At 69.4% G+C, this 13,933-nt stretch carries 10 protein-coding genes; all 10 read right to left on the reverse strand.

Annotated features, from left to right (window positions below):
- On the reverse strand, positions 1-1,612 hold a 1,612-nt coding region (locus GXW74_RS05275), incomplete at its 3' end, for a long-chain-fatty-acid--CoA ligase (RefSeq protein ID WP_211845330.1).
- Entirely contained in the window at positions 1,609-1,992 is a 384-nt protein-coding gene (locus GXW74_RS05280; protein ID WP_211845331.1) for a nuclear transport factor 2 family protein, read from the reverse strand. The genes GXW74_RS05280 and GXW74_RS05275, both read right to left, overlap by 4 nt.
- On the reverse strand, positions 1,989-3,302 hold the full coding sequence (locus GXW74_RS05285) for an aminotransferase class III-fold pyridoxal phosphate-dependent enzyme (RefSeq protein WP_211845342.1): 1,314 nt from the start codon (positions 3,300-3,302) through the stop codon (positions 1,989-1,991). The genes GXW74_RS05280 and GXW74_RS05285 overlap by 4 nt, the downstream gene beginning before the upstream one ends.
- Positions 3,303-3,565: 263 nt before the next feature.
- Positions 3,566-5,089, reverse strand: coding sequence for a MocR-like pyridoxine biosynthesis transcription factor PdxR (gene pdxR / locus GXW74_RS05290; protein ID WP_338148143.1), 1,524 nt, complete (start codon positions 5,087-5,089; stop codon positions 3,566-3,568).
- Positions 5,055-6,638, reverse strand: a complete 1,584-nt coding sequence (locus tag GXW74_RS05295; RefSeq protein WP_211845344.1) for a hydantoinase B/oxoprolinase family protein — start codon at positions 6,636-6,638, stop codon at positions 5,055-5,057. The genes pdxR and GXW74_RS05295 overlap by 35 nt, the downstream gene beginning before the upstream one ends.
- Entirely contained in the window at positions 6,635-8,638 is a 2,004-nt protein-coding gene (locus tag GXW74_RS05300) for a hydantoinase/oxoprolinase family protein (protein ID WP_246522926.1), read from the reverse strand. The genes GXW74_RS05295 and GXW74_RS05300 overlap by 4 nt, the downstream gene beginning before the upstream one ends.
- Before the next feature lie 25 nt (positions 8,639-8,663).
- Positions 8,664-10,307: a dipeptide ABC transporter ATP-binding protein gene (locus GXW74_RS05305; protein WP_211845671.1), complete on the reverse strand. Its 1,644-nt coding sequence runs from the start codon at positions 10,305-10,307 to the stop codon at positions 8,664-8,666.
- Positions 10,304-11,149 carry an ABC transporter permease gene (locus tag GXW74_RS05310; RefSeq protein WP_211845346.1) on the reverse strand — a complete coding sequence of 282 codons (846 nt, stop codon included), beginning with the start codon at positions 11,147-11,149 and terminating at the stop codon, positions 10,304-10,306. The genes GXW74_RS05305 and GXW74_RS05310 overlap by 4 nt, the downstream gene beginning before the upstream one ends.
- Positions 11,146-12,177: an ABC transporter permease gene (locus tag GXW74_RS05315; protein WP_211845348.1), complete on the reverse strand. Its 1,032-nt coding sequence runs from the start codon at positions 12,175-12,177 to the stop codon at positions 11,146-11,148. Before GXW74_RS05315 ends, GXW74_RS05310 begins: the two co-directional genes overlap by 4 nt.
- Positions 12,178-12,179: 2 nt before the next feature.
- Positions 12,180-13,805: an ABC transporter substrate-binding protein gene (locus tag GXW74_RS05320; RefSeq protein WP_211845350.1), complete on the reverse strand. Its 1,626-nt coding sequence runs from the start codon at positions 13,803-13,805 to the stop codon at positions 12,180-12,182.
- Positions 13,806-13,933 lie beyond the last annotated feature (128 nt).

A 13,933-nucleotide genomic window follows, 5' to 3' on the forward strand; every position in this document is an offset into this window, starting at 1 on the left:
TCTTGTTGCTCGCGGTGCGCGGCAGGCTGTCCACGAAGGCAAACTCCCGCGGGACCTTGTAGGCTGCCATCTCCCCACGCGCCCAGGATGACAGGCCCGCGGCATCGATCTTTGCGCCACGCCGTAGCACAATATATGCCTTCACCGCCTCACCTCGGCACGGATCGCGGATGCCGATCACGCAGCATTCCTGCACGGCCGGGTGGCGATAGAAGGCAGCTTCGCATTCGGCAGGCCAAACCTTGAATCCGCTCACGTTGATCATCCGCTTCAGCCGGTCCGTGGCGAAGAAGTAGCCTTCCTGGTCGACGCGGCCGAGATCTCCCGTGCGGAGGAAGCGCCGACCATCGCGGTCGAGGAACACCGCTGCCGTTTCCTCCCGCCGATTCCAGTACCCCTTCATGATCTGCGGGCCGGCGATGATGATCTCGCCGACCTCGCCACTCGGTACGTCGTCCAGCGTATCGGGATCGATCACATGCGCGATCGTTTCCTGGATCGGGATGCCGAGACACTGCGGCTTCGGACGATTGAGCGGATTGAGGTGCGTGGCGCAGACGGCTTCGCTCAGCCCGTAACCTTCGATGAAGCGAAGGCCCCAGCGGCGCTCCAGCCGCTCGGCGACGGCAGCCGGCATCGGCGCGCCGCCGCCCGTCAGCACGCGCAGCCGCGCGAAGGCCTGCTCGTCGAAATCGGGCGCGGAGAGCACATCCACCACCATCGTCGGTGCCGCGCTCCAGATCGTCACGCCGTGACGCAGGAACAGCGGGGCGACCAGGTCCCTGTCCCAGCGCGTCATCACAACCACCGTGGCCCCGGCATAGAGACCCCCATTCATCGAGACCTGCATGCCCGCGACATGGAACATCGGCATGAAGCCGGTGATGACCGTGTCGTCGTCGTAGCCGTACCAGCGATGCTGCGCAAAGACATTGAACAGCGTGCCGGCATGGGTGTGCATGCAGGCCTTGGGCGCCCCCGTGGTGCCGGAGGTGTAAGGCAGCATGCAGAGGTCCTCCGGCGCCGCGTCGTCCGGACGGGGCGGGCGCGGTTCGGCCAACGCCTCGGCCCAGGCGATGGCGCACGGCGGCAAGCGTGCCGGCAGGACGCTGTCCGCCATCACTGCCGGCAGGCGGAAAGGCGAGGGGACGGCGACCTCGTCCGCATAGGCAGCGACGACGACAAGCCTCAGCGGTGCCGGCATCAGCGATACGAACCGCTCGAGCAGTTCGGCGCCGACCAGAGCGACCTCGGCGCCGCTGTCCTCGCAGAGATAGGCAAGCTCGGGCGTGGTGTTCATCGGATTGACCGGCACCACGACCGCGCCGGCCCGCACCACGGCCTGGAAGGCGATGATGTACTGCGGTGAATTCTGCATCGCCACCAGCACGCGATCGCCCCGGGCAACCCCGGCCCGATGCTGAAGGAAAGCCGCGAGTCGTTCCACACGGCTCAGCAGCTCCGCGTAGGTGATCTCCGTGCCGTAGTAGGCGAGCGCGACGTGCTCCGGGCGGCGCGATGTCGCCTGGCGCAGCGCCTCGCCCATGCTGCGTGGCAGCGGCCCGACGCGTGGCGGGACGCCTGCCGGCCAGAATGGCGATCGGCCGCTCATGCCGTGCGCGCGGCTGGGTCGTAGGCCCAGGCCTTGCTCACGATGCGCCAGCCCTGCGGGTACCTCACCAGCAGGAGCTCATCCACGAAGCGGTTGGGCAGCAGCGCGTCGCGCACCCGGACATGCGCCGTGGTCGGGCTCGGCTGCGTCAGGGAGACGACCTCGTCGTGCCGGGTGTCTCCGCGCGAGGCCGGCGCCGGCCGACCGGCGACGCGGGCCATGTACGCCTCGAATCCCAGCGCCTCCGTTACGCCTCCCTCGGCGCTGAAGAGTTGCGCCTGCGGGTGGAACACCTCGCGGAAACGCGCGACGCTGCCCTCGTAGAGTGCGTCGAAATAGCCGTGGACCGTGGCCAGGATTGCGTCGCGGTCGGTGCTCATGCCTGCGTCTCCATCATTGCGTTGTGCTCGCGGTCGGCGATGCCGAGGCTCTCGTCGAGGATGGCCAGCAGGGTTTCGGATTCGGCCTCGGAGATCACCAGCGGCGGCGCCAGGAACAGCGACGTCTGCTCGCCGCTGGTGCCGATCACCGCGCCGAGCTCCAGGGCGCGCCCAGCGACACGGGAGGCGACCGGCGCCTCCGCCGTATCGGCCAGCCAGTTGCGCCAGTCCGGCCCGTGCAGCTCGATCGTCCAGTGCAGGCCCTGTCCCGCGACGCGACAAACGCTGGGATGGCGGCGGGCAATCTCGGTCAGGCGCCGTGCGTAGAAGGGCTCCAGCGCCGAAACCCGGTGGAGCAAGGCCTCGTCGCGCAGAATGCGCAGATAGGCGCTGACCGCAGCCATGGCGAGGGGATGGCCGCGCAGCGTCCCGTAGTTCTGCCAGGCGCAGCCTTCCATCGCGGCGACGATGTCGCGCGAGAGAATGACCGCCGCGACCGCGACGGAGCCGCCGCCAAGCCCTTTGCCGAGCGTGACGATGTCCGGCCGGCTGGTACCACCCTGGAAGGCGAAGGTACGGCCGGCACGGCCCAGGCCCGTGACGACCTCGTCCGCGATCCAAAGGGCGCCCTGCTGCCGCGCGATCCCCGCTACAGCGTCCTGGTAAGCGCCATCGTGGTAGAAGCCGCCCTGGGTGTAGTCGAGGATCACCGCCGAGGATTGCGCAAGCATCGCCGGCGCCTCATCGAGCCGGAGCGCGGCCGGCCGTCCACGGCCAGTTGCGCTGTCGTAGGTCAAGCCGTCGGGCGCCGGCAGCACATGCACCGGCGCGCAGGGAAAGGGTCGCCGCGTGTAGCCCTGCGCGGCAAGGCCGCCGTGCCAGTGTGGTTGGACGGTAGCGTCGCGCGACAGGCCAACCAGCCCATGGTAGGCGCGTTCCCGCGTCGCAATCGCCTGGCGCCCGGTCAGCGTCTGCGAGAGCGAAAGGGCGATGTCGTTCGCCTCGCTGCCGCTCAGGCAGAAGCGCACCGCACCGGCCCAGGAATCCTCGCCGGCCAAGCCGATCTCGAACAGATTCTCCGCCGCTTGATCCCGGCCGTGCCAGGACCAGCCTTCGCTGACCATGGGGAGGCTGACCGCCTCGCGCAGCGCCTCGACCATGCGGGGATGGCCATGGCCGAGCGGGCCGCCGGTGTTGCTCCCGTCCAGCACGCGCCGCCCGTCGGCGAGATGGAAATGCACACCGCCCCCACCTACGACGCGTGGCGCCTCGGTGCCTGCATTCAGCCCAGTCCGCAGCAGCCTTTGCATGCTGTCCTTCGCCCTTCCGGCCGTCATCGTGTGATACCGCCGAGCCGTGCTGCCGACCTGTCGGCGGCGAGGCGCGGCGGTATCGCGCAGGGTTGGTGTGGCGGCTGCGCGCGAAACAAGGCGCTCATACCGAGTCAGCCGAAAGGCTGGCCGGTATGAGCCTAGGGCGCACCCTTAGGGGCGACAGCGCCAGCTGTCCGCGTTTGCTGTGGGCCAGTCCCGTCATCGGGCACCGCCACTGCGCGCCCGGCGTATGACGGCGGTCATCCGCGCAGCAGCGCCGCGACGGCAGCGAGCCGCGGCCGAGCCTCCTCCGTCGGCAGCCGGCCGAAGCCGATGACGAGCCCCTGCCGGTCGGGCACCCCAACGTAGCATTGCGACAGCGGCTGAATGAAGTTTCCGGCCCTGCGGCTGCGCGCGGAGGCCTCTCGGTCGGTCAGCCGGGCGGCAAGGCGCGGCGTGAACAGGCCGGTGAGATGCAGGCCGGCGCCGCTTGGCGCGACCTCCAGCTCCTCCGGCAGCAGCGCCTGGAGCGCGTCGAGCACGGCTTGCTTGCGCGCCGCATAGACCGGCCGCATGCGCCGCAGGTAGCGCAGCAAATGGCCTTCGCGGAGGAACTCGGCCAGCGCGGGCTGCGCGGTGCCGGCGGTATGGACATCGATGCGTGCGCGGCCGCGGCCGAAGGCTTCGACGAAGGCGGTGCTCGCCACCAGGTACCCGATGCGCAGGCTCGGCAGCATCACCTTGGAGAAGGTGCCGAGGTAGATGACGTGCCCCGCGCGGTCGAGCGACTTCAGCGAGGCCGCCATGCTGTCGCGGTGGCGGAATTCGGAGTTGTAGTCGTCCTCGATGATCCAGGCGCCCTGCGCCTGCGCCCAGTCGAGCAGTTCGAGCCGCCGGTCGAGGCTCATGGCGACGCCGAGCGGGAACTGGTGGGAGGGCGTGACGACGGCCAACTTTGCGCGCGGCGCGCGGCGGACGCCTTCGGCCACGACCAGGCCCTTGGAGTCGACCGGCACGGGCACCAGGCGCGCGCCGGCGGCCTGCAGCGCCCAGCGCGCCTCGATGAAGCCGGGCTCCTCCACCCAGACCTCGTCGCCCGGGTCGATCAGCATGCGGCAGCACAGGTCCAGCGCGCCGGCGCTCGCCGGGGTGATGACGACCTCCTCGGGCCGGCACAGCAGGCCGCGCACCGTGCCGAGGAATTCCGCCGTCGCCTCGCGCAGTGGCCGCCAGCCGAGCGGCGACATGTCCGTGCAGGCGGAGCGGGGCGCATGGCGCCAGGCCTGGCGCAGCAGTCGCGCCCAGGTGTCGAAGGGGAAGTCCGCGATGTCGGGCGTGCCGGTGCTGAAGGGTGAGGCCAGGTCGAAGGCGTAGTCGATGGCGAGCACCGATCGCCAGCGATGCGACAGGCGCGAGGGCTCGATATCCGCCCGCGGCGGCGGCGCATCCGGGGCGACCTTGCGGCCGAGGGCGGCGACGCGCACCCCGCCGCGCGGCACGGAGAGGAGGTAGCCCTCAGCGTAGAGCAGCTCGAGCGCGGCCAGCACGATGACGCGGGAGCAACCGAGCTCCCGCGCAATCTCCCGCGAGCCGATCAGCCGCGACCCGGCCGGCAGCCCGCCATCGAGGATGCGGTCGCGCAGATGCGCCGCGACCTGCTGGTAGAGCGGCATGTCGGCCGCACGGTCGAGATGCATGCCGGCGACCGAGAGGCGTCGCGCGGTCGAGGCGCGCGGCGCTCCGGCGCGGCTAGCCCGCTGCGGGCGGTCCGTAGCCGCCGCCACCGCAGCTCTCCATCGTGACCAGATCCCCCTGTTGCAGCAGCATGTTCGTCTTGCCGGGCACAGTGCTCCGCTCGCCGCCGCGCTCCAGCGTGATGCGGAAGGGCAGGCCGGGCTCGCCACCCGCGAGGCCATAGGGCGGCACCCGTGTCCGCTCGACGCAGGAGGTCAGCCACATGCTGGGCGAGAGGATACGGTAGCTGCGCACCACGCCATCACCGCCGCGATGCCGGCCCGCGCCGCCCGAGCCGCGCCGGATCGACTGCTCCCCGATCCGCACGGCGTAGTTCGCTTCGATCACCTCGACCGGCGTGTTGGAAGTATTCGTCAGGTGCACGCGCGTGGCGGGCGAGCCGGGGCGGTCATGCCGCGCCCCCTCCCCGCCGCCATGCACCTCGTAGAGCATGCGCCAGGTGTCGCCGGGGCGCGGCTCCGCGAAGGCAAGCAGGCCGGACGTGGCAGGCCCACCGGCCGAGAGACGCTCCGGGATCACCTGCTCCATGGCGCGGAACACGGCATCGACGATGCGCATCGAGGTCTCATGGTTGCCCGCCGCGACCGCCGCATTCCAGCCTGGCTCGAAGACCGAGCCCGGCCGGGTGATGATATTGAAGGGCCGCAGCGCGCCGGCATTCTGCTGCATGTCGCGGCCGCTCAAGATGCGTGCAGCATAGCAGACCGCGGAACGCGCGATGAAGGGCGTGGTGTTGCAGAAATTGGTGACGCGATCAGTGCTGCCGGACAGGTCGAAGGTCGCCGTCTCGCCGCTGATCGCGATGCGGACATGGATGCGCGCGGGCGCGCCGCCCGGGCCGCCATCGTCGAGGAAATCCTCGCCCTCATAGACGCCGTCGGGCAGGTCGCCGAGGGCGGCGCGCATCTCGGCTTCCGAGAGGTCGTGCAGCCGCGCCAGCGTTTCAAGGAAGACATCCGTGCCGTGCTGGGCGCAGAGTTCGTGGATGCGCCGCTCCGCCGCCTGGGTGGCGGCGACCTGCGCCATGAGGTCGCCCTCGCAGGACACCGGGTCGCGCACATTGGCGAGGATGAAGTCCAGCACCGGGCGGTTCACGCCTTCGGTCGAGACAATCGGCATCGGCGGGATGCGCATCGCCTCCTGGAAGGTATCGACCGCCTGGGCGAGATAGGACCCCGGCCAAGTGCCACCGACATCGGGCCAATGGGCGAGGCTGATCGCGAAGGCGACGATGCGCCCATCCACAAAGACCGGCCGCACCACCTTCACGTCGTTGAGGTGATTCCCGCCCAGCGCGCCGAGATTGTAGATGACGGCATCACCTTCGCGGAACCGCTCGGCCGGCCAGACGTTCAGCAGTTCCGGCACGGTGTAGGCCATGGCGCCGAGGTGGATGGGGATGTCGCGCCCCTGGCCGACCAGCCCGCCGGCTGCATCCGTCAGCGCGGAAGAGAGGTCGCCTGCTTCCCGGAGCAGCGGCGAGCGGGCGGAGCGCGTCATCACCAGGCTCATCTCCTCCGCGGCAGCGGAGAGGCCGTGACGGATGACCTCGACGACGAAGGGATCGAGCGGGATCATGCCGTACTCCTGGTCAGGAACAGGTTGCCCGCATCATCGCCGCGCGCCTGCCAGCCTGGCGGCACGATGACGGTGGACCAGGCATCCTCGATGATGGCGGGTCCGTTGACACTGCCACCGAGGGTTTCGCGCGGGAGTATGGATGTGTCGGTCGCGCCGATACCCGGGAAGACGCAGCGCCGCGACCGCGCCGGACGTGCGGGCCGGCCGACATTCGGGCGCGCCATGGGTATGATCGAAGGCTTGCGTGCCTGCACACGCAGGGATTCCACCACGCAGTGCTCTTCGGTCGCGTAGCCGAAAAGCATGTGATGGCGGCGGTGGAATTCCTGCACGATCGCCTGCGGATCGAAGGGCAGAGCGAAGGGAACCGGCAGCGAATCGCTCTGCGCGGCGTAGCGCATCAGGGCGACATGCTCGATGGCGATCTCCCGCGCCGGAATGCCGTTGGCGATCAACGGTGCGATGGCGTCGTGGGTGAGTTCCACGAGACGCTCCTCGAAGACCTTGCGGGCGAAACCGTCGAGCGGCAGGCGTACGGTGCGCTGCTGCAGGAAGGAGAAATCCGCCGTGAGGCAGCCGAGCGCCGAGAAGGCGCTGGAGGCGGCCGGCACGATCACTTCCTTCAACCCATACAGATCCGCGAGGCCCGCCGCGTGCATCGGTCCGCCGCCGCCGAAGGCGAGCAGCGTGCAGTCGCGCCCATCCACGCCGCGTTCCACGGTGACGCGACGCAGCGCGCGCGCCATGGCCGCATTGGCGACGCGCAGGATGCCGAGCGCCGTCTCCGTGACGCCGAGTCCGAGCTCTGCCGCGATCGGCGCGACGGCTCTCTCCGCGGCTGCGATGTCGAGGGTGATCGTATCGCCGAGCTTCACCTCCGGATCGAGGTAGCCGAGGATGGCATTGGCATCGGTGATGGTCGGCCGCTGCCCGCCGCGCCCGTAGCAGGCGGGCCCAGGCTCGGAGCCGGCGCTTTCCGGACCGACCGACAGGCCGCCGGGACCGAGCTTCACGATCGACCCGCCACCGGCGCCGATCGAATGCACGGCGAGCATGGGCTGCCGCAACGGACGGCCGCCGATCATGCGCGTATCGGTCATCTCCGCCTGGCCATCGACGATCAGGCAGACATCGGTGGTGGTGCCACCCATGTCGAAGGTCAGCACGCGCGGCCGGCCGAGTTCCCGCGCCATGCGGGCCGAGGCCGAAACGCCAGCGGCCGGCCCCGATGCGGCCATGACCAGCGGACGGCGCTTGGCGGCCGGCACCGGAACCATCGCGCCGGCGGAGTGGAAGACCTGCAGGCCAGAGCCGAGGGGCAGCTTCGCCTCCAGTTCACTGAGGTACTCCACCGCGATCGGCATGGCTGCCGCGTTGAAGGCGGTGGAGGAAGCGCGTTCGTATTCCCGCGCTTCCGGGTTCACCTCGTGGGAGACGCAGAGATGCGGCACGTGCGGGGCGAGGGCCTCGGCCAACATGCGCTCATGTACCGGGTTGGCGTAGCTGTGCAGCAGGCAGATGGCGACGCTCTCGGCGCCGGTCTCCTTCAGCCAGGCAATGGCACGCGCGATCTCCGCTTCCGTCAGCCCTTCCAGTATCGCGCCGGTATGGTCCAGGCGTTCGCGCAGGCCGAAGCAGCGCTCGTGCGGCACCAGCGGCCGCGGCTTCGGTGGGACATCGAGGCGGTAGAGATCCTCTCGCCGGTAGCGGCCCACCTCCAGCACGTCCTCGAAGCCCGCGGTGGCGATCAGCGCGACCTTGGGCAGCCGCTCCTCCACCAGGGCGTTGGTGACGCGCGTGGTGCCGTGCACGAAGCGCCGGACCTCCCCCGGCGCCAGCCCCACCGCGGCAATCGCTTCCAGCATCGCGCGTACCGGTGCGGTGGGGCGCGACGGCACCTTCGCGATCCGCGCCTCCTGCGTGCCGGCATGCACGGCCAGGATGTCCGTGAAGGTGCCGCCGATGTCGGTTCCGATGTCCCAACCGGTATCCTGCAACAGATGCGTCTCCCCGAGGTGTCGCTCAGCCGGCCAATGCCGGGGCGGGATCGAAATGCGGAATGGCGGCGAGCAGCTCGCGCGTGTAGTCCGCGCATGGCGCGGCAAAGAGCGCGCGGCTGTCGCCCTCCTCAATGATACGGCCCTGCTGAAGGACGATGGTGCGCTCGCACATCATGCGTACGACATTCAGGTCGTGGCTGACGAACAGGAACGCCAGCCCCTCCTCCCGCCGCAGATCATCGAGCAGTTTCAGGATCACCGCCTGCACCGAGACGTCGAGTGCCGCCGTCGGCTCGTCCAGCACCAGCAGTTTCGGGCGCGCGGCGATCGCGCGGGCGATTCCGATACGCGCCTTCTGGCCGCCCGAGAGCTGATGCGGAAAGCGCGTGAGCAGTTCGGTCGGCAGCCCGGCGCGGCGCGCGCACTCCTCGACCCGCGCGCGCAGCTTCGCGCCGTCCCTCAGGCCCAGCATGCGCTTCAGTGGATGTGCGATGCAGTCGAATGCGTTGTAGCGCGGGTTCAGGCTGTCATGCGGATCCTGAAACACGATCTGGATCTCCCGCCGTAGCGGGTTGGCATGGAAGTCTCGCGCCGGGATGCCACCGACATCCTGCCCATCGAACAGGATCGTCCCCTCGCTTCTGTCGATCAGTCGGCAGATGAGACGGGAGATCGTGCTCTTGCCGGAACCGGACTCGCCGACCAGGCCGAGGCTCTCGCCCGGGCGAATACTGAAGGAGACACCGTCCACCGCGGCGAAGCCGGCGTATCGCTTGACGAGGTCGCGCACCTCGAGGAGCAGCGGCGTGCCAGCCGCCTGCGGGCGTGGTGGCGGTGGCGGACGGGGCGGCTCGCCGACCAGGTCTTGCACGGTCGAGCGCGGCGTCGGCGAGGCCGCCACCAGGCGCCGCGTATAGGCGTGGCGTGGGGCGCGGAACAGTGTCGCAGCCGGTGCGCGCTCCACCACCTGGCCTTCCTGCATCACGGCCACGTCGCCGCAGTACTGCACGGCAAGGCCCAGATCGTGGGTGATGAGGATCATGCCCATGTTGCGCTCGGCCGTCAGGCGCGCGAGCAGGTCCATCACGGTCTTTTGCGTGGTGACGTCAAGGCCGGTCGTGGGCTCGTCCGCGATCAGCAGTGCCGGATCGCAGGCGACGGCCATGGCGATCATCACCCGCTGGCACATGCCGCCGGAGAGTTCATGCGGGTAGGCCTCGAAGCGGCGCTCCGGGTCACGGATCAGGACGTCCCGCAGCAGATCGAGCGCGCGATCGCGGCGTTCGCGCCCCGAGAGGTCCTGGTGCGCCCCCAGCGCATCCATCAATTGCCGTCCCACGCTGCGGATCGGATTCAGCGCGGAGCGCGGGTTCTGGAAGATCATGGAAATGGCGCCGCCGCGCAGTGCGCGCATGTCGCCCTCGCTGGCTCGCGTCAGGTCCTGGTCGCGGAACAGGATGCGCCCCGAGGAGATGCGCCCCGCGCGGTCAAGCAGCCGCGTCACGGCATAGGCGGTGACGGACTTGCCTGACCCGCTTTCCCCCACGATCCCAAGCGTGGCGCCGGGCAGCAGGTCGAGCGAGACGCCGCGCACCGCCTGCACCCGCCCACGCCGCGTCGCGAATTCGACGTGCAGGTCCTCGACCTGCAGCAGAGGGGGGATCACGTGCGCATCCGCGGGTCGAGGATGTCCCTCAGCCCATCCCCCAGCAGGTTGAAGCAGAGCACGGCCAGCATCAGCGTGAAGCCGGGGAAGGCGACCAGCCACCACTGGCCGGAGGTGATGAAGCGCGCGCCCTCCGCCACCATGATCCCCCATTCCGGCGTCGGCGCCGTGACGCCGAGGCCGAGGAAGGACAGCCCCGCCGCATTCAGGATCGCCCAGCCGAGGTTGAGCGAGATCTGCACGGCCATCGCCGGAAGGATGTTGGGCAGGAGGAAGCGAAGCACGACGGACAGGTGGCTGTCACCACAGGCACGCGCCGCTTCCACCCATCCGGCGTCGCGGCGGACGTTCACCTCGGCGCGGGCGAAACGGATGTAGAAAGGCAGGTTGATGAAGGCCGTGGCGATGATGATGTTCTCGACGCGATTTCCGAGCGCCGCGACCATCGCCATGGCGAGCACGAATAGTGGGAACGCCATCAGCACGTCGACAAGGCGCCCGACCACACGGTCCATCCTGCCCCCGGCGTAACCGCAAAGGCTTCCGATCACCGCCCCCGCGGCGAAGGAGATCGACACAGCCGAGATGGCGATGGCCAGATCCAACCGTGTCGCGGCGATGAGCCGGCTGAGGATGTCGCGGCCGAGTTGATCGGTGCCCGCCCAATTGGCCGCGGAGGGCGGCTGGAGCGCGTTCCGCACATTGGATGCGATCGGGTCGTAGGGCTGGATCCACGGCGCGAAGATCGCGAGCACAGCCAGCAGCAACACACCGGTGGCGGCGACGGCCGTGATCGGATTGCCGCGCAGCACCCATCCGGCATGGCGAAGGGTTGCGCTCATTCGATCGAAACCCGCGGATCCGCGATGCCGTACAGCGTGTCGATGACCAGGTTCACGATCACGAAGGCGCTCGCCATCAGCAGCACGAAGCCCTGGACCGGCGCATAGTCCGAGCCCAGCAGCGCATCGAGCGCGTAGGAGCCGACGCCCGGCCAGGAGAAGACCTTCTCGACCAGCACATTGGCGCCAAGCATGGTCGAGAACACGATGCCGGTGATGGTGATGACAGGCAGCAGCGCATTTCGCAGCGCATAGACGAGGACCACGCGCCCGCGCCCGAGGCCGATGGATTTCGCAGTGCGGACGAAGTCGCTGCCGAGCACGGCAAGCATCGACGCCCGCGTCATGCGCGCGAGCGGCGCCAGGGTGAAGAGCGCCATGGTGGCTGCCGGCAGCACGAGCTGCGCGGCCGCGGCCCGCCAGCCTTCCATGTCGCCGACCAGCAGGAAGTCGACCAGCAGGAAGCCGGTGATGTCGGGTGGCGAGGCGGCGAAGATGTCCAGCCGCCCGGTCGGATCCGGCGCGATGCCGAGCACGACGTAGAAGACGTAGATCAGCAGCAGCCCGGACACGAAGGTCGGCACGCAGACGCCGAGCGAGCAGACCAGACGTACGCCATGGTCAAGCAGGGATCCCGGCCGCAGCGCGGCCAGGATGCCGAGCGGCAGGGCAAGGCCAAGTGCGAGGATCAGCGCCGTCACCGTCAGTTCCAGCGATGCCGGCAACCGTTCCGTGAGGTCGCGCAGCACAGGCTGCCCCGTGGTGAGCGACCGCCCGAGATTGCCCGTGCCGACGTCGTAGAGGTAGTGCGCGAGCTGCACCGGTATGGGCCTGTCCAGCCCGAGCACCCGGCGCAGCTCGTCGATCTCCTCCTGCCCCGCATTCGGGCCGGAGGCGAAGAACACTGCCGGATCGCCGGGCAGGACCCGCATCAGCAGAAAGGTGAAGACCACCACGCCGAGCAGGGCCGGCGCGGAGGCGACCAGCCGGCGCCCGACGCGACGGCCGACCGCTCGCAGTGCGCGCATCCTCAGCCCCGCTTCAGGTCCCGGAAGTCCGCCTGCCGATGGAACCAGTAGGTGTAGCCGGAGATGTCCTTGGCCATCACCGCGTCCTGGTTCGCCTGCCAGACCATCGCCATCGGCACGTTCTCGGCGACGAGGTTGATCATGCGTTTCACCGCCGCCTCGTACTTCGCCGGATCGGTTTCGAAGCGCGCGGTCTGGGTCAGCGCGGCGACCTCCGGATTGTTCCAGCCGCTGTAGTTCCAGCGATGCGTGCCGGTGAAGTAGGTGCGCATGAAGTAGTCGGGCGCGGGCAGCCAGGCCGAGCCGATATCCGTGAAGAAGGGCAGGCGTCGCTCCACCACCATGGTCGAGATCTGCGCATCCGGCATCTTCTGCACGGTGACCTCGACACCGATGCGTGCGAGGGATTCCTTGATCAGCGCGGCCATCGGCTCGGCGAAGGCGGTCATGCTGTTGGCGAAGGTGAAAGTGGTGGCAAAGCCGTTGGGATGGCCCGCTTCCGCCAGCAGCGCCTTGGCACGGTCGATGTCGAGATTGAGCGGCATGGTGCGCGGGAAGGCGGCATCCGGCACCTCGGCCCAGCGCGCGCCGAACAGGATGCGGCCGCGGCCGAACTGCGCGGCCTGGAACATCGCTTCGTAGGGCAGCGCCGCGGCCAACGCCTGGCGGACCTTCGGGTTGTCGAAGGGTGCCATCTGCGTGTTGAAGACGATGGTCTGGAAGGCGTTGGTCTGCGGGATGGAGACCACCTTCACGCGGCCCCGGCTCTCGATCGCCGGGACATCGCTGGCCGCGAGGTCGATGGCGAGGTCGGCATCGCCGCGCTCGACCAGGCTCGCGCGGGTGGAGGCCTCCGGCACGGTCTGCAGGATGACGCGACGGAAGAAGGGCGGCGTGCCGCCCTCTCCGTTCTTCCAGGCGTCGTTCCGTCGCAGCACCACCTGCTGGCCGGGCCGGTTCGTCTCGACGATGTAGGCGCCGCCGGCGGCCGTGTTCTCCTTGAGCCAGTTCATCGCCCAGGGATCGTCCGCCGTGGCATGCCGCTTCGCGAGCGTGCTGTTGATCATCATCGCGAAGGGGATGCAGAGATTGCCGAGCGCGAGGCGGTCCGGACGGGGCAGCTTCACCTCGACCTGCCGTTCGCCCACCACCTTGAACTGCTCCGGTGAGGTCAGCGATCCGCTGGACAGCTGCGGCGGCGCGAGGCTGCGCGCCGAGACTGCACGGTCGAGCGACCACTTCACGTCAGCCGCCGTCACCGGCGTGCCGTCGTGCCAGGTCGCCCCCTGGCGGATATGGAAGGTCAGCGTCAGCCCGTCCGGAGAGCGATCGATGCGCTCGGCCAGCTCGCCACGGATATTGTCCATGTCGAAGGTCATGCCGCCTTCGCCGGGCTTGCGGCCGAAGGAGGCGAGCCGGTCGTAGATGTTCATGGCGAGGCCGAAATTCTCGCGCGTGCCGCCCGGGGTGGTGGGATCGAGGGAGTTGATGACCCCGCCCATGACCTGGCGCAGCGTTTCCGCCCGCGTCTGCGCGGCGGCTTCGCGCCCGGCCGTGGCGGCCCCGAGCGTTCCGCCGGCCGCGACGCCCAGGAGGCCCTGGAGCCCCTGCCTGCGATTGAACTCCATCTCTGCATCCCCCGTCTGCTGGCCGTGGCGCCGTCGTGCCGTCCCTGTCGGTCTTCGTCTTCTGGTCCGATCGGACCCTTCAAATCGGGTCCAGGTGAAGGTCCAGATTGCACCCGAAGCCCTGGGCC

Source organism: Neoroseomonas eburnea, from assembly GCF_018129005.1.
GTDB lineage: Bacteria > Pseudomonadota > Alphaproteobacteria > Acetobacterales > Acetobacteraceae > Neoroseomonas > Neoroseomonas eburnea.